Raw genomic sequence first — 25381 nt, forward strand, 5'->3', positions numbered from 1 at the left:
CACGGCTTGTGATGACCCATGCTTACGTCCCGAGGAGATGCTCCCCGGGGTAAACGATCGTTCCATCATCGCGCACGACAGCGCCTGGCGTCAGGCTGGCCTCCTCGACATGACCGACCCCAAGGATGTGCATGACCCGTTCGCCTTCTCCGAGCAGGTAGTCGGAAATGATGCGGCGGTGGCAGCGCCACCAGACGGCTTCCGCGCACATGATTGCGCAGCGATGCCGGCTGCCGAGCTCTCGCAGTTGCGCCAAGCCTTTGGCGAACGGCTCGGTCAGCGCATAGTCCGCGTAGTTGCGAAAACCACGTACGCGCCAATAGCTATTGGGGGAAGGTTCCGCCCCCCGCGCCTTGCCCCGCAAGCCGCCAAGCGCAGCGACATGCTTATAGCCGATCTGCCACGGCGCCAACGCTCCCGGAAGGCTGTCTTCGTTAAACTGCGGATTGGTGCGCGAGCGCGGCATCGACCTCACATCGACAACGAAATCGACACGAGACTCCCTAAGCAGTTCGGCGAACTCGACGATCGTACGCGTGGCATGGCCTATGGTGAAGAAGCTGTTCGTTTCGATTCCAATCTGACGGCGCACGGCGACCTTGGCCACCTCGACGCGGATTGTAGCCTGTTTATCGCGCAGATCAAAAAAGACCCCTGCATCGGGAAGCGATCGCTGGAACCGAATTCGCGTGCAAAGGTTGAGTGGTGGATCATCGCCATTCGATTGCGCCATCCAGGTGCAGAATGGCGTCTCACGCGAGAATCCCTGTCACCCTTGGTCGAGCCACATGGCTCGAGTCAGCGTTACGTGAGTGGAATTCGGAAGCCAGGGGGGGCAGCGGCACGATCGTTCGTGTGCACAGACTGACGCCGATGACCGGCGTGCCGAACGCAACCACGGATGAGCGCTATAGACGGCGTCGGAAATTAGGAGATAGAGCGCCCCTTGCCACCATGCTCCCCCAAGGGCGGCACAAGGCGAAGAAGCCCATCACCACGCCCACAGTACCGCAGCATGGATCCAGGGTTTGGTTGCAGCGGCTAGGCATCAGCCGCGATCATCTTGTCCGGCACCGAGATGGTCTACATGATGCGCTCGCCGATGTAGTTTCCCTTCTCCGACGTGGCCCGCTCCGACTTCGGCGGGGGCGAAGTGAAGTCTGCGGCATTCCTTGCGTGCCTTGTCCGCTGGCCGACGAACGGGCGGGCGAGCGTCGGCACGTATCCTGACGAGACCCCCTTCGGCCACGGGACGGCTACGAGGATGTCCGCCATGTCGCCGTCCGCCGTAGCGTAGTGCACAGGTTGCCGGAGACGGAGGACTGCCGCCGCTGGCAGCAGGGACTCGTCATTTCGTCCGTGCGGCATCGCGATTCCGCCGCCGATGTATGTCGGCCCGCGGCGCTCCCGCCGCAGCAGGGCAGCCAACACGGCTTCCCGGCTTGCCCGCCCCTTTCGGCGAGCAGACCCGAGAGGCCAGAGCGCCTCGCGCTTCGTAGCGGGATGGATAGAGGATGATGTCCGGGCGACCTCCCCAAGCGCCCACGTTCCCCGCTCCGCCGAAGTGGCGGCGTTTCGGGCGCGATCGATCAGGGTCGGCGGGACCGGCATCGCATTGGCCGGTCTCACTGCAGCACCTGGGCCCGGCTTGCTCGTCCGCCGGGCCTCGTCCCCGACGCGCAGTGATCCGCAATCGCGGCAGGAGTGACGGTCGACGAGATGCACCAGGGGCAGCGGACTGCGGCGCGGGGCAAGAGGCTATTGCAGGAGAGGCACACCTGCCTCGTTCGGACGGTTCTCATGACACGCTCCATCGATGCGGCGCTCGGCGCCAAACCGCTTTGCCTGGAATGCTCCGGAGCAGGTTAGGTGCGGGATTCAGGGTCAAAGAGTTTGCTCCGGGAAAGGACGCGACCTTCCCGGCAAGCCTCGAAATCCTGATGAACGTCTCCATGCACATGCTGTCCTGCCTACTTCATCCCGACTTCAACTGCGGGAATGCGCCACCGATGCCCCTCAGAGCATCGCGAACGCGGTCACCATCAGGCCGAGAAGACCTACGGCTATGATGGTCTTTGTGATCGTGTCCATGTCAGGCCCTCCGGGGAATATAGGATTCCGCCACGATTACCGGGCTCTCGCCCAGGTAGTCCGCCATTGGGAGAGGTTTGGCTCCTTCTGGACTGAAAAGACCCTCAACCACCCGCGGGATGTGGTTGCGCGAAATGCCAATGTCCTCGAGTTGCCTGTTGTCCAGTCGCGAGAGTTCGTTGATCGCGCGGCTCCGCTGCCATTGGCGGATGGCACGAAGGAACAGCTGCCGCACTGTGGTTCTGGACTTGCGTTCGGACCCGCGTTCTGATGCCGATGGATAAGTGCGGTCGATTTTGGACATGTTGGTCTCTCCGCCGAAGTAGCCCGCGGCCGCACATGGCGGAACGTCATGCGAGCTTGGTCATGGACATGCCGACAAGCCGGCCGCTGAACGACCGGATACGATGTCGGACTGGGTGGGATTTGTTCCCGAGACGGCGGGCGGGCGCGCCCTTGCCGCTCGGGCTAGGAACGCGTCAGGAGGAACGCCGAAACGACCAGAAACTTCTTGTGACGACCTGCGATTACCATGCATCGTAGATGGGGCTCCTACACGGAAATTCAATCGAAGCGCGCCGCGTGCGGCCTTTGGACGCGAAACGGCCGGTATCGGCCAGCCATCTTGGACTTCTGCATCCGACGTTCCCATAATGAGGTCATGAACACACCTCCTCCAAGCTCCCTAACGTTCCGAAAGCGGCGCAAAACGCGCCGGTAACCCTGGCCGCGCGGGGAGTATCCGCCTGGCCAGGGGATCCTGCAGCTTCATCGTTTTCGCACGAAGCGCGCTGCCGGCCGTCGACCGGGGGCCGCACAGTGCTTGCCAGCAAGGAGACAAGGAATGGCAAAGAGGAAGGGCAACCGCGAAACCCGCAAACCGAAGCAGGACAAGGAGGTCAAGGGTCAGGCGGCGACTTCGGTGTCGGCGATCGTTGCGGGCCCAAATTTGGCCGGTCGTCGCCGCTGACGCTCGTAATGACTGCGGCGGCATCACTTATCCGGTGCCGCCGCAGCGTGTTCGACGCATGTCCGCAAGCCTGCCTCACCTCTGACCTCGAAGGGATGCCCGTCTTCCCTGCGGTCCTGTCACGGAAACGTGCTGCCCGGGCAATGAGCATCAGGTGACCGTGACGAAGGCGGCGACCAGCAGTCGCGGGCTCCGACGCGGGAACCGAGCGCCGACAAGAAGACGATTGAGCAAGCGCGGTCGCGCCCGTTCCCCAGCCGAGGCCAAGTGTAGGTACGTGGATTCGCTAGCAAAAGCTGCCGAATCGCAGTGTTGCGATGGCTCCGGCAAGGGTAAGCACCACTCCGATCAGAAGCAGGGGGGTCGGCAGGCAGCCCACGGCGGCAGGTCGGCGGCTTGGAGCATTCGATCACCTCCCCGCGCATGAGGAACTTGGCGAGCGCTTGCTCGACATGGATCATAGGACGCCCTTCGAAATACACCTCGCTTCCAGTGCGGGTGCCGGCAGTGAGCGCAAGGAGCATCGCGCAGACCTACATCGCGCCGAGGCAGAGCACCCGGTCCTGCGTGCGCGGGCCCGGACCACTCGGTAGACGTAGCAGCCGATGGCGAAACGAGCATGAGCTGCTAGTCCATGATGGCCGCAAAGGATAGCGGCCGTCATTCGAAGATCTCCCTCAGCAGCGCCTCGAAGCGGTTCTTGATAAAGGCGACCCATTTACGGCTCTGAGCGCTAGTCAGAGACCATGCCGTCGGTGCCAGTGTGCTTCGGCGTGATCAGGCGGGACCGATCGACACTGTCCTTCCGCTACAGCCAGATATCGCCAGTCCTTCGATTGGACTGTCGCTTCTTTCGTGCTTGCTTCGCTGATGCTGGCGTATCAGAAGGGGTCGGCATGGCCTTGAACGTTACCCTCCCATACGCGAGACCGCTTCATCCGGTTCACTTTCCATGTCAACGGAAAGACGTCGCGCCGGCCCAATCCACGCCAGATAGTCTCGATCCGGGTTTCCTTCCATCGTGAGATCGCCAGCATAGTAGGCCTCGTTCAGTGCGCCAACTCTCGAACCGACAACCATATACGCTGCAATTGCCGCGGCGCGCGAGCGAGCGCAGAATGCCAACCTGAGTGGCGCCGAATCTGTCGCCGCCCGCAAAGACAAAGCGGTCTTTGCCTGCGTAACCTCCTTGGGCACGACGCCCCCCCGAATTGTTGGATCGCGACGCCTGCCGCGATCCCACGCTCCAGCTATGGCGCCACCGTGATGCGGCCCTTCATGTTGGGGTGGAAGCGGCAGAAATAGTTGACCGCTCCCGCGGCCTTCAATCTCAGGCTTCCGGACTTCTTCGGCGGGATCATCACATCCCAGCCACCCTTCACGGTGGCTGTGTGGGCAAACACGTCCTTGTTTACCCACTCGATCGTGTCGCCAACCTTCGCCTCGACGGTCACTGGCGAGAACACCAGCTTGTCGATGGTGACCTGGATGGTTTCGGCCTTCACCGGCGCGGCGACGATTGTTAGCGCCAGTGCAATCCACAGTTGCCGTTTCGGCATCATCAGCGCTGTTCTCATTTCAGCATGCCGGCGACATGTTCGGCATGTTGTTCATGGCCTTGGAATATCTTCAGGCCGGTCTCCAGCAGATCCTTGAGCTCGGCGTTGCTCGCAGAGGGAATCAGGAGCGTTTGGAGAGCGTCGTCGACCTGCTTGTGATAGGCTACCTCGTTGTCGACATAGGCCTTGTCGAAGGCCGCTCCCTTGAGCTTGGCGAGCTTGGCCCGCTCCTCCGCGGCGGCTTTGGTCAGCGCCTTGCTGGTGGCGTTGTCTTCCGGCGTCACCTTGAGTTTCTTGACCAGGTCGAGCGCTTGGACATTCACCGCCTCATGGTCGCGGACCATGTCCTTGGCGAAGGCGAGCACCTCCTTGTTCTTCGACTTCTTGAGCGCTTGCTTGGCCGCCTCGACATCGATCACGCCGGCTGTATAGGCGATGTGGGCGATCTGCGGGTCGGTTGGTTTGTCGGCGGCTTGCGCAAGCGGGGCAGTGCCAAGCAGCAGCAAGGCGGCCAGAGCGGCGGTGTGACGAATAAGCATGACATCTCCTTCGCCCGGATGCGGGGATCGCCTCGGGCTTCGTTTCCGGTTGACGCATCATTGGATGCAGCGCGGCGGCAAACGTTCCCGCGAAAATCCGCCAAATCAGAAAATGGGTCAGCCTTCCAGGCCGAGCCGCTTCATCACGGCAGCGGTCAACCGTTCGCAGCGCCGGCCAGCGAAGGGGAAGGCGTCGAGCAGCACCGGCCCGATCTGGTCATCCAGCGCCTTGCGCAGCAGGGCGCGAGCGCGATGCAGGCGGGTCTTGACGGTTTCGGGCCGCACGCCGAGTAGTTCTGAAGTCTCTTCAATGCTCAGGCCCTCGATCACCCGCGCCACGAACACCATCCTGTAGAGATCTGGAAGGCTGTCGGTCGCCCGTTCGACAAGGGCCAGGATTTGCCGTTGCGCCATTGTCCGCTCCGGATCATCGCTGGGGTTGAGGGGAAACTGGATAATCTCGGCCTGCGGGTTCTCGGGCATCGCCACCGATCGCCGTCTTTTACGCAACCGGCCGAGCGCTTCGTTGATGACGATGCGCGACAGCCACGTGCCGAGCGAGGCATCGCCGCGAAAACTGCCGAGATGGGCAAAGGCCCTGACATAGGCCTCCTGGACGATGTCCTCGGCCTCGCTGTCATTGCGCACCACGCCGCGCGCGATGCGGTAAAGCCGCTGGTTATGCGTCTTGATGATGGTGCGAAAGGCAGCGCCGTCGCGCGCCAGGGCTCGCTGCGTCAATTCCAGGTCGCCAGAGGCAGCGATGATTTCGGTCGCGTCTCGCCGAACGTACGACATGAGCAGTCTCCTTGCCCTTCAATAGATTGGTCTCGACAACAAGGTTCCTGAAAATTCGTCACACCGGAATCGACGACAGGAATTCGCGCCTCAGATCGATGTTCGTCTCGAAAACGCCGAGCATGCGTTTGGTGACCATGCGGGTGCCGTGCGCGTGGACGCCGCGCGATGTCATGCAGCCATGCTCGGCCACAAGCACGACGGCCACTCCACCCGGCTGCAGGGCATCCTCGATCGCGCAAGCGATATCATCCGTGAGCCGCTCCTGTACCTGCAAGCGGCGAGCGCAAGCCTCGACGACCCTTGCCAATTTGGAGATGCCCACCACGCGGTTGAGGGGCATGTAGGCGATGTACGCCTTGCCGTGGATTGCGGCCATGTGGTGCTCGCAGAAAGAATGAAACGCTATGTCGTGCAGTTCGACCGCCTGGTTATAGCCGCCGATTTCATCGAACGTCCGTTCGAGCAGTCTCACAGGATCTTGCCGATAGCCGGCAAACCACTCTTCATAGGCACGAATGACACGCGCAGGAGTATCGATAAGACCGGGTCGGGCCGGATCGTCGCCGGCCCAAGAGATCAGCGTCCTGACCGCGGCCTCAGCATCGTAGCGCGTCGGCCGGACGCGGCCGACTGCTCTGGGTTGGCCGTCTCCCACTGAATTTCCTTCGGCGGAGGCCGACACGCCATCTTCGGTGTCGTTCAGAATTTGCGAATGCAGGTCCATCGGTCTCTCCAGTTCCACGCTCGAAACCATTGGATGCGGCTGGCGAGGATTGGTTCCCGACTGGCACGACACCCAGGAGGAAGGTTCCCATCCGTGGCGAACCACGGGAACTTTTCGAAAAGCGCTGCATCCAATTTCATGTCTGGCGCATGGTCGACGCACGCCGTCAGGATCGTGAAGGAGAACCAAGATGGCATCGAAACAGCCCGCGGAAACCGACCCTGACCTCGCTGTTGGTGTGTTCATCGTGGCAATCGCGATAATGCCGATGCCGCCGGTCAGCTGGTGGTCCTGGTACGCGTCGGCGACCATTTGCTGGCGGTCGACGGCACATGCACCCACTGCAAAGTCCCGCTGGCGTGCGGAGTATTCATTTGCACCAGGGCCTATATCGGTCTTCAGATCGGCGAAGGGCTCCAGCCTGCGCAACGTTCCGGCCGTGGCCACAGGGCGGCCCCTATCCGGGTCAGGACGCGATCCGCGGCCGCCCGGTGGCTGTCGCGACGACGATGGCTTCGACGAAACTGCGCTCGCCCTCGATTGTGGCAACCCTTATGTCCCGTGAGATCTCGATCCGAGCCTGATCGGTCCCGGCGCGCTCGGCGAGACCTGCCGCCAGAGCGCGAATGTGGGCTTCGGCGGCGGCCATTGCTTCGTCCTCGGTGTCAAAATCGTCCAGCCGCAGGCCGGAATTGAGACGGAAAAGCCCGATCTCCGGCTGGCTGACGCGGGCTTCCGCTGACATCCGTACCTGCCCGACCACCGCGCCTAGCGCATTGGCGACGTCGGCGTGTTCGGCGATCTTGCACGCATTGCCGAGGATCGGCGGCAGCCCCGCGTAGTGAAGCGATGCCGAAGCGCCGAGGCCGATCACCGGCCGGTCGAGTGCGATCGACAGCTGCGCCATGCCGCCTCGTCGGCCAACGGCACGCTGAACCAGCGGATTGGCAACAGAGACGCCGCCATCCAGCCCGTCCTCGGCAAAGACTGTTTCAAGAATGGCTTCTGCAGAACGCCGGGTGACGGCGATGAGGACCATCTCGGAAAATGCTTCCGCTCCTTTGGCGACACGATGCCCTTGGCCGTCGCGCTTGCGTGCGAACAATTCGGCGCCCAGTCGAGCCGCGACAGGATCCCAGTTGCCCTGCCGGCCGAGCACATGGGCCGCATCGGATGGCGTGAAGCCCGCAATATGCACCAGACCACGCGCGACCAGGCGATTGAGCGTTGCGACCTGTGATGTCGATACGAGCAGCCGGTCGAGCGCGGCGGGAATTGCCGAAATGTCGGCATAGAGCCGCGCCTCGGTAACGGTCAGGCCCGCAGCCAGACGCTCGGGGACACCTGTGCACAACGCGAAGCGGCCGTCCAGCCGGCTGGTGTTGGGGCTGAGCAATTGCCGCTTGAGGCCATTATGGATGGCATCGCCGTGCTTCACAGCGGCGAGCGCCAGCGGCACGAGTCGACGGGGGCCGAGCACGATCGTCGAAGTCAGCGACCGCTCATGGAGCGAGACTTCCGAATCTCCCCCGAGGCCAAAGGTGCGCATGGCGACGGCTTCCACCATGGTTCGCATTCCGCCGACGGTAGCGCCTTCCGGGTCGAGCCGCAGGCGACCGCCGTCCAGAACGGCGATGTCGGTGGTGGTGCCGCCGATGTCGGACACCACTCCGTCATCAATACCGGTCATGTACCGGGCTCCCACCAGGCTGGCCGCTGGTCCTGACAGGATGGTCTCGATCGGCCGGGCGCGGGCGAATTCAGCGGTGACAAGCGCGCCGTCGCCGCGCACGACCATGAGCGGAGCGACGATCCCGCGTCTTGCCAGAAAGCCCTCGGTGGCGTCGACAAGACGATCAATCATCGAGATCAACCGGGCGTTGAGAAGCGTGGTCATCGCCCGACGCGGGCCGCCGAGTTTCGACGACAGCTCATGCGAACAGGTCACCGGAAGCCCGGTACGCTCGCGAATGACGTCACGTACCGCGACCTCATGCTCGGGATTGCGAACCGCAAAATAGGAGGCCACGGCGATGCCTGAAACCGTGTCGGCGAGAGACGGCAGCGCGACCACGAGAGCGTCCAGCACCAGCGGACGCGGATCGCCATGGACGTCATGTCCGCCCGGACAAAAGATCACGGGATCGGAGCCGAGAGCCTTTGACAATCCGTTCCGGTCAAGGTCGGCTTCGGCGAAACCGATCATCACCAGCGCGACCCGTCCGCCCTGCCCTTCGACGAGGGCGTTGGTCGCGAGCGTGGTCGACATGGAGACGAGCTTGATCGCGCCGGGTTCGATGGCAGCCTCGGATAAAACAGCGTCGACGGCACCGGCGATGCCCTCGGCAAGATCGTGCCGTGTGGTCAGCGATTTGGCCTTGGCCACGATGCCTGTAGATTCTGACCACAGCACGGCATCGGTATACGTGCCGCCGGTGTCGACGCCCAGATACAGGGGCGACGGCTGGTGGGTATATGCGTTCATCTTGATCAGTCGCCTAGCCCGGGTTCGGGTGAAAAATATTTCGCGAGCTTGTTTGCTTCGCCGTCGAACGCCTTGGCGTCGGCGGGTGGATCACGCTTGACCGCAATATTAGGCCACGCAGACGCATACTCGGCGTTCAGCGCGAGCCAATCGTGGAGACCAGGCACGGTATCGGGAAAAATGGCTTTCGCCGGGCATTCTGGCTCGCAGACGCCGCAGTCGATGCATTCATCGGGATGGATGACGAGCATGTTCTCGCCTTCATAGAAACAGTCCACGGGACAGACTTCCACGCAGTCCATGTATTTGCATCTGATGCAATTGTCGGTGACCACGAACGTCATGAGGCGTTTCTCAGCCATGGCCGGTCAGGGCGACAGAACAATAACAGCTTCAGACTTTCGGCGACGTGGGCGGCCTTCAGCCAAGACAGTCCCGCAGTCTCCCTGTCCAGCAATTCGTCGCAACTTTCGCCAAACAAGGCGAGGCACCGGTCGAGCAGACCGATCTCCAACCCACCCATGTGCTTGCGGACCGCGACGAGACTTCCCTTGTAGAATCCGCTGGTCAGGATGACCGAGGACCAAACTTCGTACATCTTCGCCAGACGCGTTTCGCAATCGCCGGCAACGACGCGCTCGAAAATCGGCCTGAGATCCGCGTCGGCGCGTATCTTGTCGTAGAAGGAGTCGACGAGTTGTCGAATCTGCTCGTCGGAAATCGGGGCTGTCTGTGTCAAGGGCATGCTCTGGTCCAGCGCTTATCCGGCCCTTCAGACCACACCGTAGGTCATATCGAGGGGAATGCGGTGATCATCAATAGCCCGCACGCCAGCGGTGTTTTCAGCCAGGATGAGCGTGGCTTTGCGCTCCTGCTCGGACAGGTAAGCTCCCGAGAACGTAACTACGCCGTTGGTCACGGTCACGTCCGACCTTCCGGTCGAGGGCCATGATTCGGATCGCAAGGCTTCAATAATCTCCAGCCTGATGCTGCTGTCGTCCTGCGACACCGGAGCGCGCCAACGTTTCCTGGCGACGACCAGCGCCCGCACCAGATCGGCACGACTGACGACCCCCACAATCTGTCCGTCGCGCAGCACCGGAACACGCTTGATCCGATTGTGTTCAAGCAGGGTTGCGATCTCGACGACTGGCGTGCTCTCGACCACAGTCGCAACCTCCTTTGTCATGACGTCGGTCACATGCTCGGAATGAGACTTGACATAGCCTTCCGCAAGGGCGGCGTTGTTGGCGAAAAGCCGAAGCCACCAGGAACGATGTTGCGGGGCTGTACCGATCTCTGCCCGGCGGATCAGGTCTCCTTCACTGACGATGCCCAGCAGCGCACCTCGATCAATCACCGGCACGGCGCTGATCCCGTACGACAGGAGAATATCGCCGACCTCATCCACCGTACTGTCAGGCCCTACCGCAATAACAGGTGACGTCATGACGTCCTTGGCGGTCAGCATTTCGTTCTCCTTGACCTGTCTGCGGGCGGCAGAACCGGCGGCAAGGTCGTTCCAGAGACTTGCCCGTTGCCAGCATGGAGGTGGATCGCGCGATAGAACTCCCTCGCATGGAAAGCATAGGCTTCCAGATTGGTCGGATCGCCAGCGAACAGCCCCATATCCTCGGCTTTCCGGAAGAACCAGTGAGCGGGCAAACCGGGTTCGAGCGCCTTCACGGCAACAGCCGCAAGCAATGGCAGGCCTTCGTCCGCATCGTCGTCCATCAGTTGTTCGAGCACATCCCGAATCACCCCTGTTGCGTCTGAACCAACTATGCTCTCGGCCAGTCTTGCATAGGTGATCGGCAGCCGGGTCTGTGCTTGCAGGAGCAGTTCCTCTCGCAGCCGTCTTTTGAGGGCATTGTCTAGATCGAGGCGGCTGGCAGATACCATTTGCCCTACTACATGGCACTGGATGTCCCTGCCGGAAAGTATTCTGCCGAAATCGTGTTCAAGCCTGTCCATTATTGTCATCGCCGAGCCCAAGGTGCCCCTCGCGCGACAACGCCAAGAACTCCCGTGGCGTTTAGACCTGCTGGCTGGCACCGAATGTGTCAATTTCGTTACGCGCGAGCTTCACTCGTCCTTGCCTACAAGACAAACGAAATTTATTGCCGCTTTAGCACAATTATTTTGCATCAGAATTTCGATTGCAGCCCGTGGCACAGCCCTTCCCTTTTCGGATTCGATATGCATCTCTGATGTGCCGAAGCCATCGCGCCCCCGATTGTCCCGGCTCTTAGCAAGCGGTGATTTCGGCCCCGAAAGCGGTAACAGGAGATTATGATGATCACTGGTGCTCAATGCCGTGCCGCTCGCGCGCTGGTCGAATGGACCCGTGACAAGCTCTCAAGCAATTCAGGTGTGGATGCGTTGGTCGTCGAGGAATTCGAGCGCCGGATCAACCTTCCCGACCAGGATATCTGCGACACGCTGCAAACCGCGCTTGAAAACGCCGGCGCCGTTTTCATCGCGGAAAACGGCGGCGGTGTCGGCGTTCGCCTGAAACTCAACCGCTCGGAAGTCAGACGAATTGGCGTCCTGGAAAATGAAGGCGGCATCGTCGGAACGGACGCCGTTCCATAGGTCTTCTGAGCCGATGGTTCCACGTTCACAGTCCGCTGCTGGGCAGTTCAGATCCCGCTTGGCTGCGCAGGCGCGAGGAAGGAAGCCCTTCATGACGGTTATCTGGGACGATCTCACCGAGGACGAGCAAACGGCGCTCAAACGAATGAACCGCGGACCTTACCCTTCTTTATCGAAACCCTTGGCCGAACGCCTTGTCTTCCTCGGACTGGCGGAAGAAAGACCGGGCGGGACCGGGATAAACAGGGCCGGACGAGAACTGGTGATAGCCACCTTGCTTGGCGCCCGCCACGACTAGGCGTGCGTCAAACGGATCGGATAGCAACTGACGGCAGGGGCCGCTGACGGCATGCCGGAAGCAGCCGAACGCCACCTTTCTTGAGAGTCCGCACCGAGCGCTCCCATCCACATGGCGCTCGGATCCTTGATCGATGTCAGCGACCTCGCAAACTGCTTCTGCCTCCAAATGAGTGGTCATCGCGCGGCGCGGACAGGTGTTCTGGGAACCCGCCAATCAATGCCTTGCCCAATGTCACCGGAGAACCATAATGGGCGGAGCCAGGCAGTGGTTGTCTCCGAAGACTTTGGGCTCCAATAGATGACAGACGACACAGCGCTGATACTGATGATCGTCCTGCCTTTCATAGGCAGCCTTGCCGCTCTCATGCTCCCGACAAAGGCTCGCAACGCCGCAGCTGTCCTCGCCGCCGCCGCGTCGTTTACCTGTCTGGGTTTCGCGGTCATGTTTTATCCCTCGGTACTCGGTCGAGGTGTGGTGCGTAGCGATATCGAATGGCTTCCGACGCTTGGCCTTGATTTCACTTTGCGAATGGATGGATTTGCCTGGCTGTTCGCCATGCTCATAAGCGGCATCGGCTTCCTCGTCGTCATTTATGCGCGCTACTACATGGCCCCGGAAGACCCGGTTCCGCGGTTCTTTTCGTTCTTTCTCGCGTTCATGGGATCGATGCTCGGGGTCGTCATTTCCGGAAACTTGATCCTGCTGGTCGTATTCTGGGAACTGACCAGCATCTTTTCCTTCCTGCTGATTGGCTATTGGCACCACAACGCCAGTGCCCGCGACGGCGCCCGCATGGCGCTGACGATTACCGGCATCGGCGGCATCGGTCTGTTGGCCGGCTTCCTGCTGATTGGCCATGCCGTTGGCAGCTACGACCTCGATCGTGTTTTGGCGTCGGGCGACCTTATCCGCTCCCACGATCTCTATGTGCCCATCCTGGTTCTTGTGCTGCTCGGGGGGGTCACCAAGAGCGCGCAGTTTCCGTTTCACTTCTGGCTGCCCAACGCCATGGCCGCACCGACCCCGGTCTCGGCCTACCTGCACTCAGCGACCATGGTGAAGGCCGGCGTGTTCCTGTTGGCGCGCCTGTGGCCGGTGCTTGCGGGGACATACGAATGGTTTTGGATCGTCGGCTTTGCCGGCATGATGTCTTTCGTTTTGGGAGCTTATTTTGCGATCTTCCAGCGGGACATTAAGGGTTTGCTCGCCTACTCGACCATCAGCCATCTCGGTCTGATTACACTTCTGCTCAGCCTCGGTAGCCCGCTGGGTGCCGTCGCTGCCATCTTCCACATGATGAACCACGCCACGTTCAAAGCCTCGTTGTTCATGGCCGCCGGTATCATCGACCATGAGACCGGAACGCGCGACATGCAGCGGCTGGGCGGGCTTTTCCGTGTCATGCCCTACACCGCGACGCTCGCCATGGTGGCAAGCGCGGCCATGGCTGGCGTCCCCCTCCTCAACGGATTTCTCTCCAAGGAAATGTTCTTCGCCGAGGCGATCGAAACGCACGCCGATTCCATTCTCGATACCGCCGCGCCCTATGCTGCCGTCCTGGGCAGCGCTTTCGCTGTTGCCTACTCGGCACGGTTCATCCACAGCGTGTTTTTCCGACCGCTGCCGGCTGAGCTGCCTCGCGAACCTCACGAACCGCCGTTTTTCATGCGGTTTCCGATCCAACTTCTTGTGCTTGCCTGCCTCCTGGTTGGGACCGTTCCCGGCCTGACCATCGGTCCGTTCCTCCACACCGCCGTCACCTCCGTCCTGGGACCCGCGACGCCACAGTACAGTCTGGCTATCTGGCACGGGTTCACAATTCCTCTGTTCATGAGCGTGTTGGCGCTTGCCGGTGGCGCAATCCTTTATCTGCTGCTGAAGGACTATCTGGCGCGCTGCGAGGACGGCCCTCCCTACTTCCGCCGTCTCAGGGGCCAGCGCGTCTTCGAGCGCGTGTTGGTGGTGGTTTCGTGGAGAGGTGCCCGCTTCCTGGAAAGGTTTCTCGGAACGCGTCGGCTCCAGCCGCAACTTCGCTTGCTGGTCGTCGTGGCCTTCATCGCCGCCGCTTGGCCGCTCTACAGGCTAGGTTTCGATCCTGGTCGGCTGACAGTCCAAGGCGTCGACGTCACCTTCGCCGGCATCTGGGCAGTCGGCGTCGTGTGCGCCCTTGGCGCCGCGTGGCAAGCCAAGTTCCACCGGCTGTTCGCCCTTGTCCTGCTCGGCGGAGCCGGACTTGTCACCTGCACCACCTTCGTCTGGTTTTCGGCGCCGGACCTCGCGCTCACTCAACTGCTCGTGGAGGTGGTGACCACGGTTCTCATCCTTCTGGGATTGCGCTGGTTGCCCAAGCGATCGGCAGACGTCGCCCCCGGCCTGGCCACGACTGGCGCAAGACTACGTCGCTACCGCGATCTGGCCATTGCGGTGGTGTGCGGGACCGGCATGACCATTATCGCCTATGCGGTTATGACACGGACCCCGCCCGTCACTATCGCCGACTTCTTCCTGAAAAAGGCCTATTCGGAAGGAGGCGGCAAGAACGTCGTCAACGTCATCCTGGTGGACTTCCGGGGTTTCGACACGTTCGGCGAGATCACGGTTCTCGGCATCGTCGCGTTGACGGTGTTCGCCCTGCTTCGCCGGTTCCGGCCGGCGCCCGACAATGTCGAATCCCCTGAACAGCAACGCGTCCAGAGGGCATTCGACGAAGCCAGGCCCGACCGTGAGGCGGGCGATACGGTGAGCGACTATTTGCTGATCCCCGCGGTGATCATGCAATGGCTGTTCCCGGTCATCATCGTGTTCGCCGCCTATCTGTTCATGCGCGGCCACGATCTCCCCGGCGGCGGCTTTGTCGCCGGAATCGCATTGGCCGCCGCCTTCATCTTGCAATATCTGGCGGCGGGCACACGCTGGGTTGAAGACAGGTTGCGGGTCCTGCCGGTGAACTGGATCGGCTTCGGCCTTCTCCTGGCGGCCCTCGTCGGGGCGGCCTCCTGGCTGTTCGGATACCCTTTCCTGACCTCGTATTCCCGTTATGTCGAATTGCCACTGATCGGTTCGGTGCCGGCGGCTACCGCGACCCTTTTCGATCTCGGCGTCTTTTGCCTCGTTCTCGGTGCGACCGTGCTGATGCTGATCGCTCTCGCCCACCAGTCCATCCGCCGACTGCGCGCATACCGGATCGTGGCGCAAAGCAACGAGGAAATCGCGTAGTGGAGCTTATCCTTGCCATCGGGATCGGCGTACTGACAGGGTCCGGCGTTTGGCTGTTACTTCGGCCGCGGACCTTTCAGGTCATCATCGGCCTGTCGCTCATCGGCTATGGGGTTAATCTGTTCATCTTCTCGATGGGCAGACTCAGGGTGAATACGCCGCCCGTTCTCGAATCCGGCGCGGTGGTCAACCCAGCGGACTACGCCGACCCCATCCCGCAGGCGCTTGTTTTGACCGCCATCGTCATCGGCTTCGCGACAACGGCCCTGTTCCTCGTGGTGCTGCTCGTATCGCGTGGCCTGACGGGCAGCGACCATGTCGACGGCAGGGAGCCCAATTGATGGAAACGGCAGGTCATCTCATGATCATGCCGATCGTCCTGCCGCTCGCGGCAGGGGCCGTGCTGCTGCTGCTGGACGAGCGTCGCCATGTCGTCAAGGCAGTGATCAGCATCGTCTCGGCGCTTGCGCTGGTGGTCATCGCCATAGCTCTGCTTCGCTCGGTCGACAATGCCTTTGCTTCGTCAGCAACCACCGGCGTCTATCTGCTCGGCAATTGGCCGGCGCCGTTCGGCATCGTGCTCGTGCTCGACAGGTTGTCCGCCCTGATGCTGGTTCTGACCAGCGTACTGGCGCTCGCTTCCCTGGCCTTCTCGCTGGCGCGCTGGCACAAGGCAGGGCCGCATTTCCACACGCTCTTCCAGTTTCTGCTCATGGGGCTGAACGGGGCGTTCCTCACCGGCGACCTGTTCAACCTGTTCGTCTTCTTCGAGGTGCTTCTGGCTGCATCCTATGGTCTCGTTCTGCATGGCTCGGGGCCGCTCCGCGTCAAGGCGGGCCTGCACTACATTGCAGTCAATCTCGCTGCTTCGTCGCTGTTTCTGATCGGGGTCAGCCTGATCTACGGCGTGACCGGCACACTGAACATGGCAGATCTTGCGCAGCGAATCCCGGCGGTGCCGGCGGCGGATCGAATGCTGCTCGAAGCAGGCGCCGCCGTCCTCGGCGTCGCCTTCCTGGTCAAGGCGGGGATGTGGCCGCTGAGCTTCTGGCTGCCCGGCGCTTATTCGGCGGCAGCGGCCCCGGTCGCCGCGATCTTCGTGATCATGACCAAGGTCGGCTTCTATATCCTGCTGAGGCTTTCCCTGTTGCTGTTTGGCGTGGACGCCGGCGCCACAGCGGGCTTTGGCGACTCGTGGCTGCTGTTCGGCGGCATGGCCACCATCGCCTTCGGCGCTATCGGCGTGTTGGCGTCGCAGGCAGTGGGCCGGCTCGCCGGCTTCAGCATCCTGGTCTCATCCGGCACACTGCTGGCCGCGATCGGGATGGCCGATGCGAGAGTCACTGCCGGAGCCCTCTTCTACATGGTCAGTTCAACACTGACGATCGGCGCGTTCTTTCTCTTGATCGAACTCGTCGAGCGGGTGCAGGACCCAGCCGCGCATGTTCTATCGGTGACCATGGAAGCCTATCGCGACGACATGGAGGAGCCGGTGCCAGAGCAGGAGGAAGTCGGCGTTGCCATCCCCGGCACGCTGGCCGTTCTCGGCATCTGTTTCGCGGCATGCGGCCTCTTGCTCGCGGGCCTGCCACCGCTTTCGGGATTTGTCGGAAAGTTCGCGCTGCTGACCGCGATGGTGCGCCCCGATCCTGTGGCGGGTGGCGGCCTAATCGCGGGCTCGACATGGATCCTGGTCGCGTTGCTGATCCTGTCCGGCCTCTGCGCCCTGATCGCCACGATGCGCGCTGGCATCCAGATTTTCTGGGCGCCGATCGAAGGCACCGTACCTCGCGTGCTGCTCCTGGAGATCGCGCCAGTAGCCTTCCTCCTGACGCTCTGCCTGTTGATGACGGTCCAGGGTGGACCGATGATGCGCTACATGGATGCGACCGCCCAATCGCTGCATTCGCCAGCGGACTACTTGCGAGATGTTCTGTCCACCCAGCCGATACCAGGGCCCAACGCGCCGAGGGACAAATGAGCGCCCTTCTGCCTTATCCGCTGCTGACAGCTTCGCTGCTCGCGATGTGGATACTGCTCAATGGGCTGTCCATCAGCCAGGTGTTTCTCGGCGGCGTCATCGCTCTCGCAGCGTCCTTGGCCATGGCAGCGCTTCAGCCCGCTAAACCAAAAATACGACGCTGGGACCTGATCCCGCAATTGGTCCTGGTCGTCCTGGCGGACATTGTTCGCTCCAACATCGCCGTGGCGGGGATCATCCTGCAAGGCGGGCGGCATACGCGAACATCCGGCTTCGTGATGATCCCGCTCGACCTGCGCGACCGGACTGGGTTGGCCGTACTCGCTTGCATCATCACCAGCACGCCCGGCACCGCCTGGGTCGAATATCATGCCGGCAGCGGCAGGCTTCGGATCCATGTTCTCGACTTGACCGACCAGCAGGCGTGGATCGAGCTGATCAAGCAGCGTTATGAACGGCGGTTGATGGAGATTTTCGAATGAGCGGCGTCATAATCGCATGGTCCGTTACCATCGCTCAATTGCTTCTGGTCGCCGCCATGGCATGCGCTCTGCTGCGCCTCGTTCGGGGGCCGCGCGCGCAGGACCGGATCCTGAGCTTCGATGCGCTCTATGTAGGCGCCATGCTTCTCCTGCTGACCTTCGGCATCCGTGCCGGCAGCACGGTCTATTTCGAGGCTGCCCTGGTGATCGCGCTGCTTGGCTTTGTCTCGACCGTGGCGCTGGCGAAATTCCTTATGCGCGGCGAGGTAATAGAATGACCCCTCTCGCCGACCTGCCGGTCTGGGCTGCTCTGCTCACGGGGTTCTTCCTGATCGTGGGGTCGACGCTGACTCTGCTCGGGTCGGTGGGGCTCCTGAGGTTCAGAAGCTTTTACGAACGAATCCATGCGCCGACGCTGGGGACCACCTGGGGCACGGGCGGTGTTCTGATCGCCTCGATCATCTTTCATTCCGTGCTTCAGTCGAAACCTGTCCTGCACGAGATACTGATCGCACTGTTCGTGACTGTCACGACACCCGTCTCGCTTATCCTGCTGGCGCGCGCGGCGCTTTACCGGGACCGCAGCGAGGGCAACGATGGCGTCCCGCCATTCGAGATGGCCGCAGAATCCCAAGACGAACAACCACGACCACCTGGCGCTTAGGCCTCGATCAACTTCGGATCGGCGGCACCGCGAAAACATCCACGTCGACCGATCGCAGAATGCTTTCCGTCACGCTTCCCAGAAGGACCTTGATGATGCCCGAACGACCATGGGTTCCGATGACCAGAAGGTCGGGCGCCACCTCCTTGATCGCCTCCATGATTGCTTCGACGGGGCCTGCTTCCTTGATACGCAGCGACCAGTTGTCGACGCCAAAGTCGTTCGCTTCCAGAAACGCGACCAGTTCCCTGCCCGCCTGCAAACGTTCGGCCGCCACGTAGCGCGCGATATCGTCCTTGCCTATTCCAGCATTGGACATTTTTCCCTTGGCGAACGCATCGTAACCATGGACCAGCGAAAGACTGGCGTCGCCTATGAGCCCACTTTCCCTCGCCGTCCTGATTGCGCGCGCGGACGGCTCGGACATGTCCACGGCGGCCATCACCTTTTTGTAGGAATGTTCCACCTCGGCATTCACCATGAGCACCGGACGTGGTCCCGTTCGGATCACGCGTTCGATGGTCGTTCCGACAAAGATATCGCGGAGCAACTGCTTGCGGTGCGCGCCCATGACAATGAGATCCGCCGAGCTCGCTGCGGCCGCTTTCAGGATGCCGTCGAACGGGTCGCCGGCGACAACCGTGGACCTGCAGCGGAGCCCCTGCAGTTCGGGGATCGAGGCCATTTGTTCTTCAAGATATCGCTGTGCTTCGCGTCTTTCGAGCTCGAGTATATCTGCGGGCTGGTCGTCGTCGACGACATGGACAAGCGTGAGTTCGGCGCTGACGTCCCGCGCCACAAGGCCAGCTCGCCGCAATGCACGTAGCGAACGGGTGGAAAAATCTGTCGCGGCAAGGATTTTCATGGCAGCTCCTTGTTCCTCGTCCCTGAAATCATAACCGCCGGTCGTTGGGCGTACTTTGGCTAGTAATCTGGTTGACGATGCTATCGCGTATTCGAAGTGGCATCCTAGGCGGCGGCTCTACTGTGCTGCAAGGGCCGCCGGAAATGCTTGATCGGCTTCTCTTGCCGCAGGCCTGGCTCCCGCGCGGCTTGACTTCGCAGATTGCTTCCCCAACTATAGGGTATGAGCACCGTCGCCAAAATCCGTCGCGATTTTCTTTTCCGGGTTTGCCCCATAGCGGGATCGTAACCCCCGGCTCGGCTGCCATGCGCGCCCCGAGCCGAGGGGTGAACATGTAAAAATTGAACATGTAACATTGGCGCAGGGTTGCATCAGTCCCTGCGGCATCGGCGCATTCAGCAACAAATTTCCGTCGCACTGACAACCGCTGACGATCCCTTGCCGGGCTCGGACGCGAGGCAGAAACATGAGTACTCAAATGCAAGACATCACGAAAAGCCGGCGCAAGCCGAACATCCGCATTTCGAAGTCGGACCACGCGCGTCTGTCGGCGCTCGCGAACACCGTTGCCGCCCGAAATCCGGAGGCGGCAGATGAGCTGTTCGCCGAACTCGAGCGCGCCCGCATCGTCGCTGATGGCTGGGTCTCCGCCGGCACCGTCCGGATGGGTTCGACCGTGACTTTCAAGCCCGATACCGGCGATCGGAAAACGGTGACGCTGGTTTTCCCTGGCGATGCGGACATCTCCGAAGGCAAGGTCTCAATCCTCACGCCGATTGGCACGGCCCTGGTCGGCCTCTCGGCTGGGCAGTCGATCATGTGGACCGCCCGAGACGGGCGTCGGCATGAACTGCTGGTGCTTGATGTGAGCCAGCCCGCTCCGGCAGGCGATGTGGCCGATCGGCGCGCGCCAGCGTCTTCGACAATCGCTGCGGGCGTCTAGACATGGGCGTTGGCATCCGTCTCCTCAATCACGCGGGCAGCCTCATCGCGGGAGTGTGACCCCTGCGCCGGCCTATCCTGGCCCGGCACAGGGGTAGCTTTCCAAACCCGATCAATTGCCTGACGCCGGACCCCTTGCACAGGGCCGGCTGGAGACGTGCCATGCCCACTATCGATAGCTGCCAACTGACCACCAAGGACTACACCATTCTTGAGGTGATGCAGGAGCGCCGACCTGCCCTCGGCGATGCCTTGTCGGCGATCCTTCAACGGAAGATTTCGAGCGCAGTTGTGATGTTTCGGGAAGACATCCCGGCAAACGTCGTGACGCTCAGCAGCCGCGTGGCTTATCGGGTAAACGACGGCCCTGCCGAAACCCGCATCGTCGCCCATGACCACATGCGCGGTCTGGTTGGCATGCTGTTGCCTATCACCAATCCGCGCGGTCTGGCGCTGCTCGGTCTGGCCGAGGGTCAGTCCATTTCCATTCCGACCTCGGACGCCAGCCTTGAAACGCTGACCGTACATGAAGTGGTTTATCAGCCAGAAGCTGCAAGGCGCGAGAGGCTGAAGCTGGCGGGCGTTGCCGAGCCGGGTTCGTGGCGACCGGACGGACCGGTTCTGCGCGTCGTCCATCGTTCCGATGAACCGCACGACGAAGCTCAGAGCAAAGTCGCGGCGGCATTCGATGCCGGGTTCGACGACCCGGGTCCATCGGCCGCCTGAGAACTCGACTGTCCCGAAGGCTGTGAAGGCGGGTGGACAAGCGTCCCGTCGGGCCTTGCCCTGTATCAATTGAGGCCAACAAAGTAGGGTCTGATTATGGATGATTACAACAACCAGAAGGGCGCCAAGCCTGAAGATGTGCGAGCCGCGTTGAGAGGCTGGGCATTCTTCGCCGTTCTAATGACCGGAATCTTTGGCCTGGCCTACGCTTTGATCGAAATGTAGATGAACCGGCGAAGCCGACCAGCTTGCCGTTGCAGTCTTTGCGATCAAACGCGAACCATGGCTTCGCGCCGGGAGCGACGCTCAATTCACAACTTGCTTCAGGCCGCGCAGCGCCTCCTGTACGTCGGCTCGCGCCTCGCTTGCTTCCGAATAGACGGCATAGGCCGGATAGGTGAATTCCGGCGCGCCTTCTACTACCTCCAGTTGCCCGGCCTCGATATGGGGAGCTGCTGCGCCCCTGCGGAAATAACCCATTCCGCCGGCGCGCAAGATGTAGCTCAGCCCCAGCGGTCCCAGGCCGACCATCAATCCCGGCTCGCCGAAGGCAGAGGAACTGGCACCATGCTGGGCCGCAAACAGCGGCCCCCAGTCGACATAGACATAGTCCTTGGAGCCGCCGGGTTCCCCGTCTCGGTCCATGGTCCGGACCAGAACGAGTTGCTCCTCAACGAGAAGCTCCACCCTGAATCCCGGCAACAACCTCGGCGCATAGAGCACCGCAATGTCAAGAACACCGGTCCTGAGTTGCTCGATCAGTTGGTCCGGTACGCCGACCTGGGCTTGGATGGCGATTTCCGGCCTGGCGTTCTTCATCCAGACCAGCCAGTCGAGCAGCAGCGGGTTCCACAAGCTGAGCTCTCCGCCAAGGGCGACGACGCTTGTCCGTCCCGATGGGATGGCGAGTTGGTGGCGGGCGCGCTCCCAGATTTGCACGAATGACTGGGCGAACCGCTCGAACTCCCGGCCCGCCGGCGTCAATTGCGCGCCGTTGCGGTTACGGATGAAGAGCTGACGTCCGAGCTCCTCCTCCAGCGTGCGAATGCGTGCGCTTACGGTGGTCTGCGTGACATGAAGGCGATCCGCAGCCTTCAGGAAGCTGCCCGAATGGACGATTTCCAAAAACGTGCGAGCGCGGTCGATGTCCATTGGGGCTTCTCGGTTCAGTGCAATAATCTTGCACCAATACAGCATTTAATTCCGTTTGCCTTCCTGTTTTACACAGCGCAACCTTGATGAGGCCGAGCGGTTTCCGCTGCGACGGTTAATGGAGCGCGCAATGCCAGATCAGGAGGATGGTCCCTTGGAAACGCAAGAGTACGCCTCTCCGCCGTGCTACATGCACGAACTTGTTCCGGGATATGGCGCGGATTCGATCGCGCAGGACACTTGGTCGGATGTCTGTCGGTGGCGCAAGGCGGAACGCAAGCGCCTGATCGACGAGCGTCTAGCCGTAGACCCCGAGGAACGCCTCGCGAAGTCTTTGCGCATCGCTTCCGCTCTCGATCTGGCTGTCGGCCGGGTGAGCGGCCGCATCGTTAGTGGCTATTGGCCTTTTCGAGGGGAACCGGACCTTCGCAACTGGGCGATCCGGGTGATCGAGCGCGGCGGGCGGATCGCGCTGCCGGTCGTCATCAAAAAAGGCTGGCCGCTCGAGTTTCGTATTTGGGGACCGGGAGACCCACTGGAACGCGGAATGTGGAATATTCTTGTCCCGTCACACGGGCCTTCGGTCCAGCCGGATGTGGTCATCGCGCCCGTAGTCGGTTTCGACCAGGCGAATTATCGCCTGGGCTATGGCGGCGGCTTCTTCGACCGGACCCTGGCCGCCGCGCCGAAGCGGCCTCTCGTCGTGGGCGTCGGTTACGCCTGCAGCAAAACCCAGACCATCTATCCGCAGCCACATGACATTCCGATGGATGTGATCGTCACGGATGAATGAATGAGCGCAGGCGAGGCTAATCCTTTGTGACGGCGGATCGCAGATGCCGTCCATTGTTGAGGCCGTCTTGCCAGCCAGCAGTGAAAGCAGGAAGCACGTCATGTCCAATCCCGCCACAACCTTGGATGATCACAAGCCCCGGTTTCTCGTCAGGTGGCTGTTTTCGACCAACCACAAGGATATCGGGACGCTTTACCTGCTGTTCTCGATCATGGCAGGCGTCTTCGGTACCGCGCTTTCCGTGTTGATCCGCATGGAGTTGCAGGAACCGGGCCTGCAGATATTTGGCGATCCGGGTGTCTACAACGTCGTCGTCAGTTCCCATGGGCTGGTCATGATCTTTTTCGTCCTCATGCCGGCGCTGATCGGTGGCTTCGGTAACTGGATGGTGCCGATCATGATCGGCGCGCCCGACATGGCCTTTCCGCGCTTGAACAATATCTCGTTCTGGCTTCTGGTGATGTCGTTTATCCTCTTCATCACCTCAATGTTCGTTCCGGGAGCACCCGGCACGCTCGGTCACGGCGGCGGCTGGACGCTCTATCCGCCCTATTCGACGGACGGCCAGCCGGGTCCCGCCGTCGACCTGGTCATCCTGTCGATCCACCTTTCGGGCGCCTCCTCTATTCTCGGCGCGATCAACTTCATCACCACCATCTTCAACATGCGCGCACCGGGCATGACGATGCACAAGATGCCTCTGTTCGCCTGGTCGATGCTGGTCACCGCGTTCATGCTTCTCATGTCGCTGCCGGTGCTCGCCGGTGCCGTCACCATGCTTTTGACTGATCGCAATTTCGGGACGACTTTCTTCGCACCGTCCAGCGGCGGTGATCCGATCCTATACCAGCATCTGTTCTGGTTCTTCGGTCATCCCGAAGTCTACATCATGATCCTGCCTGGTTTCGGCATCATCAGCCATGTCATCTCGACCTTCGCCAAGAAGCCGATCTTCGGCTACATCGGGATGGCCTATGCGATGGTGGCAATCGGTGCGATCGGCTTTGTTGTCTGGGCACACCATATGTATACCACGGGCCTGTCCCTGGACACCCAGCGCTACTTCGCCTTCGCCTCGATGGTCATCGCCGTTCCAACTGGGGTGAAAGTGTTTTCGTGGCTGGCTACCATGTGGGGAGGATCAATCGAGTTCAAGACCCCCATGCTCTGGGCTCTCGGCTTCGTCCTGCTCTTCACCATCGGTGGTGTCACTGGCATCATGGTTGCCAACCCCGGTATCGACCGCGTCTATCACGACACTTACTTTGTGATCGCCCACTTCCACTATGTGCTGTCATTGGGCGCGGTCTTCGCCATCTTCGCCGGCTTCTACTACTGGTTCCCGAAGATGACTGGTTACATGTACAACGAAACGCTCGGCAAGTTGCATTTCTGGCTGATGTTCGTCGGCGTCAACCTCGTCTTCTTCCCGCAGCATTTTCTCGGCATGGCTGGCATGCCTCGACGTTATGCCGACTACCCCGACGCTTTCGCCGGCTGGAATTTCGTGTCGTCGATCGGTTCCTACATTTCTACGGCCGGACTTATCGTCTTCTTCATCGCGGTCGCGGAGGCCTTCGCCCGCAAGCGTCAAGCTGGCGCCAATCCATGGGGCGAAGGTGCGACCACGCTCGAATGGCTGCTGCCGTCGCCGCCGCCATTCCATCAATGGGAACGGCTGCCGCGCATTGTCTAAAAGTCACCTCCGGTTCTGAACCGGCGCCCGCTTCGACATTTTGTCGGGAGAACTTCATGAACGAGACCACAGACCCAAACAACCAGATACTGCTCATGGCGATCATCGCGTTTTATTGGGCGTTTCTAGGCAGTTGGAGCAAACGTCAGTCACGTCCGGGCGATGACAAGGCAAAACCGGACGATGCGCCGACTGAGCGTCTAGCCGGAAGTAACGAAATCACGTCTTCCGGCGACACGCCCTTGGAGGTTATCCGAAAGAGCGATCCGAGTTTTGACCCTGCCACGTTTCTGGCCGGCGCCAAGGCGGCTTATGAAGTTGTCCTGTTGGCCTATGCAAGTGCGGACATCCAGACATTGAAGCGCCTTGTCGGACCGGAAGTGCTCGACATCTTCGAACGGGCGATTGCCGGGCGCCGGGATCGGGCGGAGATGCTGCAACTCACCTTTATAGGCACGAACGACGCAAAGGTCGTCGACGCTCTTGAGGAGAATGGTACCGCTGAGATTGCCGTTCGCTTCGTTTCCGACGTGGTCAGCGTTACACGCTCGGCCAACAACGACATCGTTTCAGGAGATCCCCAGCAGATCATTGAAGTGATCGATACGTGGACGTTTGCCAGTGACATCCAGTCAAGGAAGCGAAATTGGATGCTGATCGCCACAGACGGCGGCTAGCTGCTTGCGTCATTCCGGTGACCGCTGAAGGGCGACGCTTGGACGCTTGTGTGTGGCTTTCATCGCGTGCGCCGTGATTAACCTAAGAGACCGGCGGTGATGACGTTTGAAACGCATCTGCG

The 25381-nt window shown here is 61.3% G+C and carries 29 protein-coding genes and 1 pseudogene; 14 read left to right on the top strand and 16 right to left on the bottom strand.

Annotated elements, in window-relative coordinates:
- Window positions 1-22: 22 nt before the first annotated feature.
- The 3 genes from LB559_RS14165 to LB559_RS33020 form a co-directional block, all read right to left on the bottom strand.
- Window positions 23-592 (bottom strand): DUF488 family protein, encoded by a 570-nt coding sequence (locus LB559_RS14165; RefSeq protein WP_224674384.1) that lies wholly within the window; start codon window positions 590-592, stop codon window positions 23-25.
- 491 nt (window positions 593-1083) lie between these two features.
- Window positions 1084-1611 (bottom strand): PTS sugar transporter subunit IIA, encoded by a 528-nt coding sequence (locus tag LB559_RS33145; protein WP_127366893.1) that lies wholly within the window; start codon window positions 1609-1611, stop codon window positions 1084-1086.
- A gap of 481 nt (window positions 1612-2092) precedes the next feature.
- Window positions 2093-2395 (bottom strand): DUF1127 domain-containing protein, encoded by a 303-nt coding sequence (locus LB559_RS33020; protein ID WP_084015936.1) that lies wholly within the window; start codon window positions 2393-2395, stop codon window positions 2093-2095.
- 540 nt (window positions 2396-2935) lie between these two features.
- On the opposite strand from LB559_RS33020, the gene LB559_RS32885 reads away from it, so the two are divergent.
- Window positions 2936-3061 carry a hypothetical protein gene (locus LB559_RS32885; RefSeq protein ID WP_263499051.1) on the top strand — a complete coding sequence of 42 codons (126 nt, stop codon included), beginning with the start codon at window positions 2936-2938 and terminating at the stop codon, window positions 3059-3061.
- Window positions 3062-3465: 404 nt separating this feature from the next.
- Here LB559_RS32885 and LB559_RS14180 read toward each other — a convergent pair.
- The 11 genes and pseudogenes from LB559_RS14180 to LB559_RS14230 all read right to left on the bottom strand — a co-directional run.
- Window positions 3466-3725, bottom strand: a pseudogene (locus tag LB559_RS14180) (hypothetical protein); the annotation flags it as partial.
- A gap of 586 nt (window positions 3726-4311) precedes the next feature.
- Window positions 4312-4620 (bottom strand): cupredoxin family copper-binding protein, encoded by a 309-nt coding sequence (locus LB559_RS14185; RefSeq protein WP_127366894.1) that lies wholly within the window; start codon window positions 4618-4620, stop codon window positions 4312-4314.
- Between the two features lie 14 nt (window positions 4621-4634).
- Window positions 4635-5159 carry a DUF4142 domain-containing protein gene (locus tag LB559_RS14190; protein WP_064994314.1) on the bottom strand — a complete coding sequence of 175 codons (525 nt, stop codon included), beginning with the start codon at window positions 5157-5159 and terminating at the stop codon, window positions 4635-4637.
- A 117-nt stretch (window positions 5160-5276) separates the two neighbouring features.
- Window positions 5277-5957 carry an RNA polymerase sigma factor gene (locus LB559_RS14195; protein WP_224674313.1) on the bottom strand — a complete coding sequence of 227 codons (681 nt, stop codon included), beginning with the start codon at window positions 5955-5957 and terminating at the stop codon, window positions 5277-5279.
- A gap of 58 nt (window positions 5958-6015) precedes the next feature.
- A complete protein-coding gene (gene folE / locus LB559_RS33025) occupies window positions 6016-7131 on the bottom strand; it encodes a GTP cyclohydrolase I (protein WP_318014164.1) in 1116 nt (371 codons plus the stop codon).
- Between the two features lie 19 nt (window positions 7132-7150).
- Entirely contained in the window at window positions 7151-9169 is a 2019-nt protein-coding gene (locus tag LB559_RS14205) for a hydantoinase/oxoprolinase N-terminal domain-containing protein (protein WP_224674314.1), read from the bottom strand.
- Window positions 9170-9174: 5 nt separating this feature from the next.
- Window positions 9175-9513 carry a ferredoxin FdxA gene (gene fdxA, locus LB559_RS14210; protein ID WP_224674315.1) on the bottom strand — a complete coding sequence of 113 codons (339 nt, stop codon included), beginning with the start codon at window positions 9511-9513 and terminating at the stop codon, window positions 9175-9177.
- The gene (locus tag LB559_RS14215; protein ID WP_128337968.1) at window positions 9510-9908 is read right to left on the bottom strand and encodes a group III truncated hemoglobin; all 399 of its coding nucleotides are present in this window, start codon (window positions 9906-9908) and stop codon (window positions 9510-9512) included. The genes fdxA and LB559_RS14215 overlap by 4 nt, the downstream gene beginning before the upstream one ends.
- 33 nt (window positions 9909-9941) lie before the next feature.
- A complete protein-coding gene (locus tag LB559_RS14220; protein WP_128369319.1) occupies window positions 9942-10640 on the bottom strand; it encodes a CBS domain-containing protein in 699 nt (232 codons plus the stop codon).
- Window positions 10634-11143 carry a hypothetical protein gene (locus LB559_RS14225; protein ID WP_128369318.1) on the bottom strand — a complete coding sequence of 170 codons (510 nt, stop codon included), beginning with the start codon at window positions 11141-11143 and terminating at the stop codon, window positions 10634-10636. The genes LB559_RS14220 and LB559_RS14225 overlap by 7 nt, the downstream gene beginning before the upstream one ends.
- Before the next feature lie 393 nt (window positions 11144-11536).
- Window positions 11537-11857, bottom strand: coding sequence for a hypothetical protein (locus LB559_RS14230; protein WP_164753769.1), 321 nt, complete (start codon window positions 11855-11857; stop codon window positions 11537-11539).
- On the opposite strand from LB559_RS14230, the gene LB559_RS14235 reads away from it, so the two are divergent.
- From LB559_RS14235 to mnhG, 7 genes are all read left to right on the top strand, one after another.
- Window positions 11856-12062 (top strand): hypothetical protein, encoded by a 207-nt coding sequence (locus tag LB559_RS14235; RefSeq protein WP_127367293.1) that lies wholly within the window; start codon window positions 11856-11858, stop codon window positions 12060-12062. The two genes, LB559_RS14230 and LB559_RS14235, sit on opposite strands and share 2 nt — an antisense overlap.
- A 300-nt stretch (window positions 12063-12362) precedes the next feature.
- On the top strand, window positions 12363-15281 hold the full coding sequence (locus LB559_RS14240; RefSeq protein WP_224674316.1) for a monovalent cation/H+ antiporter subunit A: 2919 nt from the start codon (window positions 12363-12365) through the stop codon (window positions 15279-15281).
- On the top strand, window positions 15281-15622 hold the full coding sequence (locus LB559_RS14245; RefSeq protein ID WP_064994278.1) for a Na+/H+ antiporter subunit C: 342 nt from the start codon (window positions 15281-15283) through the stop codon (window positions 15620-15622). Before LB559_RS14240 ends, LB559_RS14245 begins: the two co-directional genes overlap by 1 nt.
- On the top strand, window positions 15622-17262 hold the full coding sequence (locus tag LB559_RS14250) for a monovalent cation/H+ antiporter subunit D (protein ID WP_224674317.1): 1641 nt from the start codon (window positions 15622-15624) through the stop codon (window positions 17260-17262). Before LB559_RS14245 ends, LB559_RS14250 begins: the two co-directional genes overlap by 1 nt.
- Entirely contained in the window at window positions 17259-17744 is a 486-nt protein-coding gene (locus LB559_RS14255) for a Na+/H+ antiporter subunit E (protein ID WP_224674318.1), read from the top strand. The genes LB559_RS14250 and LB559_RS14255 overlap by 4 nt, the downstream gene beginning before the upstream one ends.
- A complete protein-coding gene (locus LB559_RS14260; protein WP_140569688.1) occupies window positions 17741-18022 on the top strand; it encodes a K+/H+ antiporter subunit F in 282 nt (93 codons plus the stop codon). Before LB559_RS14255 ends, LB559_RS14260 begins: the two co-directional genes overlap by 4 nt.
- The gene (mnhG, locus tag LB559_RS14265; protein ID WP_224674319.1) at window positions 18019-18408 is read left to right on the top strand and encodes a monovalent cation/H(+) antiporter subunit G; all 390 of its coding nucleotides are present in this window, start codon (window positions 18019-18021) and stop codon (window positions 18406-18408) included. The genes LB559_RS14260 and mnhG overlap by 4 nt, the downstream gene beginning before the upstream one ends.
- A 7-nt stretch (window positions 18409-18415) precedes the next feature.
- On the opposite strand, the gene LB559_RS14270 is transcribed toward mnhG, so the two are convergent.
- Window positions 18416-19273, bottom strand: a complete 858-nt coding sequence (locus tag LB559_RS14270; protein WP_224674320.1) for a universal stress protein — start codon at window positions 19271-19273, stop codon at window positions 18416-18418.
- Between the two features lie 478 nt (window positions 19274-19751).
- Here LB559_RS14270 and rnk point away from each other — a divergent pair, with 478 nt between their 5' ends.
- From rnk to LB559_RS32890, 3 genes are all read left to right on the top strand, one after another.
- Window positions 19752-20216, top strand: coding sequence for a nucleoside diphosphate kinase regulator (gene rnk, locus LB559_RS14275; RefSeq protein ID WP_064994272.1), 465 nt, complete (start codon window positions 19752-19754; stop codon window positions 20214-20216).
- A gap of 161 nt (window positions 20217-20377) precedes the next feature.
- Entirely contained in the window at window positions 20378-20941 is a 564-nt protein-coding gene (locus LB559_RS14280) for a nucleoside-diphosphate kinase (RefSeq protein WP_064994271.1), read from the top strand.
- 96 nt (window positions 20942-21037) lie between these two features.
- Complete coding sequence (locus LB559_RS32890; RefSeq protein WP_263499052.1) at window positions 21038-21166, top strand: hypothetical protein; 129 nt, start codon at window positions 21038-21040, stop codon at window positions 21164-21166.
- Between the two features lie 81 nt (window positions 21167-21247).
- Here LB559_RS32890 and LB559_RS14285 read toward each other — a convergent pair whose 3' ends face one another.
- Window positions 21248-22093 carry a LysR family transcriptional regulator gene (locus LB559_RS14285; protein ID WP_064994270.1) on the bottom strand — a complete coding sequence of 282 codons (846 nt, stop codon included), beginning with the start codon at window positions 22091-22093 and terminating at the stop codon, window positions 21248-21250.
- Between the two features lie 130 nt (window positions 22094-22223).
- On the opposite strand from LB559_RS14285, the gene LB559_RS14290 reads away from it, so the two are divergent.
- The 3 genes from LB559_RS14290 to LB559_RS14300 all read left to right on the top strand — a co-directional run bounded on the left by LB559_RS14290 (window position 22224) and on the right by LB559_RS14300 (window position 25259).
- On the top strand, window positions 22224-22886 hold the full coding sequence (locus LB559_RS14290) for a 5-formyltetrahydrofolate cyclo-ligase (RefSeq protein ID WP_128368933.1): 663 nt from the start codon (window positions 22224-22226) through the stop codon (window positions 22884-22886).
- 100 nt (window positions 22887-22986) lie between these two features.
- Entirely contained in the window at window positions 22987-24582 is a 1596-nt protein-coding gene (ctaD, locus tag LB559_RS14295; RefSeq protein ID WP_064994290.1) for a cytochrome c oxidase subunit I, read from the top strand.
- 56 nt (window positions 24583-24638) lie between these two features.
- Complete coding sequence (locus LB559_RS14300; protein WP_164754921.1) at window positions 24639-25259, top strand: Tim44/TimA family putative adaptor protein; 621 nt, start codon at window positions 24639-24641, stop codon at window positions 25257-25259.
- The last annotated feature ends 122 nt before the right edge of the window (window positions 25260-25381 follow it).

The organism is Mesorhizobium sp. BR1-1-3 (genome assembly GCF_020165455.1).
Classification (GTDB): domain Bacteria; phylum Pseudomonadota; class Alphaproteobacteria; order Rhizobiales; family Rhizobiaceae; genus Mesorhizobium; species Mesorhizobium ciceri.

Coding starts and splice junctions, on each gene's coding strand:
- LB559_RS33145 (WP_127366893.1), bottom strand. CDS start 1,611: ATGCCGGTCCCGCCGACCCTGATCGATCGCGCCCGAAACGCCGCCACT.
- LB559_RS33020 (WP_084015936.1), bottom strand. CDS start 2,395: ATGTCCAAAATCGACCGCACTTATCCATCGGCATCAGAACGCGGGTCC.
- LB559_RS32885 (WP_263499051.1), top strand. CDS start 2,936: ATGGCAAAGAGGAAGGGCAACCGCGAAACCCGCAAACCGAAGCAGGAC.
- LB559_RS14185 (WP_127366894.1), bottom strand. CDS start 4,620: ATGCCGAAACGGCAACTGTGGATTGCACTGGCGCTAACAATCGTCGCC.
- LB559_RS14190 (WP_064994314.1), bottom strand. CDS start 5,159: ATGCTTATTCGTCACACCGCCGCTCTGGCCGCCTTGCTGCTGCTTGGC.
- LB559_RS14195 (WP_224674313.1), bottom strand. CDS start 5,957: ATGTCGTACGTTCGGCGAGACGCGACCGAAATCATCGCTGCCTCTGGC.
- LB559_RS14205 (WP_224674314.1), bottom strand. CDS start 9,169: ATGAACGCATATACCCACCAGCCGTCGCCCCTGTATCTGGGCGTCGAC.
- fdxA (WP_224674315.1), bottom strand. CDS start 9,513: ATGACGTTCGTGGTCACCGACAATTGCATCAGATGCAAATACATGGAC.
- LB559_RS14220 (WP_128369319.1), bottom strand. CDS start 10,640: ATGCTGACCGCCAAGGACGTCATGACGTCACCTGTTATTGCGGTAGGG.
- LB559_RS14225 (WP_128369318.1), bottom strand. CDS start 11,143: ATGGACAGGCTTGAACACGATTTCGGCAGAATACTTTCCGGCAGGGAC.
- LB559_RS14235 (WP_127367293.1), top strand. CDS start 11,856: ATGACGGTTATCTGGGACGATCTCACCGAGGACGAGCAAACGGCGCTC.
- LB559_RS14230 (WP_164753769.1), bottom strand. CDS start 11,857: ATGAAGGGCTTCCTTCCTCGCGCCTGCGCAGCCAAGCGGGATCTGAAC.
- LB559_RS14240 (WP_224674316.1), top strand. CDS start 12,363: ATGACAGACGACACAGCGCTGATACTGATGATCGTCCTGCCTTTCATA.
- LB559_RS14250 (WP_224674317.1), top strand. CDS start 15,622: ATGGAAACGGCAGGTCATCTCATGATCATGCCGATCGTCCTGCCGCTC.
- LB559_RS14255 (WP_224674318.1), top strand. CDS start 17,259: ATGAGCGCCCTTCTGCCTTATCCGCTGCTGACAGCTTCGCTGCTCGCG.
- LB559_RS14260 (WP_140569688.1), top strand. CDS start 17,741: ATGAGCGGCGTCATAATCGCATGGTCCGTTACCATCGCTCAATTGCTT.
- mnhG (WP_224674319.1), top strand. CDS start 18,019: ATGACCCCTCTCGCCGACCTGCCGGTCTGGGCTGCTCTGCTCACGGGG.
- LB559_RS14270 (WP_224674320.1), bottom strand. CDS start 19,273: ATGAAAATCCTTGCCGCGACAGATTTTTCCACCCGTTCGCTACGTGCA.
- rnk (WP_064994272.1), top strand. CDS start 19,752: ATGCAAGACATCACGAAAAGCCGGCGCAAGCCGAACATCCGCATTTCG.
- LB559_RS14280 (WP_064994271.1), top strand. CDS start 20,378: ATGCCCACTATCGATAGCTGCCAACTGACCACCAAGGACTACACCATT.
- LB559_RS32890 (WP_263499052.1), top strand. CDS start 21,038: ATGGATGATTACAACAACCAGAAGGGCGCCAAGCCTGAAGATGTGCGA.
- LB559_RS14285 (WP_064994270.1), bottom strand. CDS start 22,093: ATGGACATCGACCGCGCTCGCACGTTTTTGGAAATCGTCCATTCGGGC.
- LB559_RS14290 (WP_128368933.1), top strand. CDS start 22,224: ATGCCAGATCAGGAGGATGGTCCCTTGGAAACGCAAGAGTACGCCTCT.
- ctaD (WP_064994290.1), top strand. CDS start 22,987: ATGTCCAATCCCGCCACAACCTTGGATGATCACAAGCCCCGGTTTCTC.
- LB559_RS14300 (WP_164754921.1), top strand. CDS start 24,639: ATGAACGAGACCACAGACCCAAACAACCAGATACTGCTCATGGCGATC.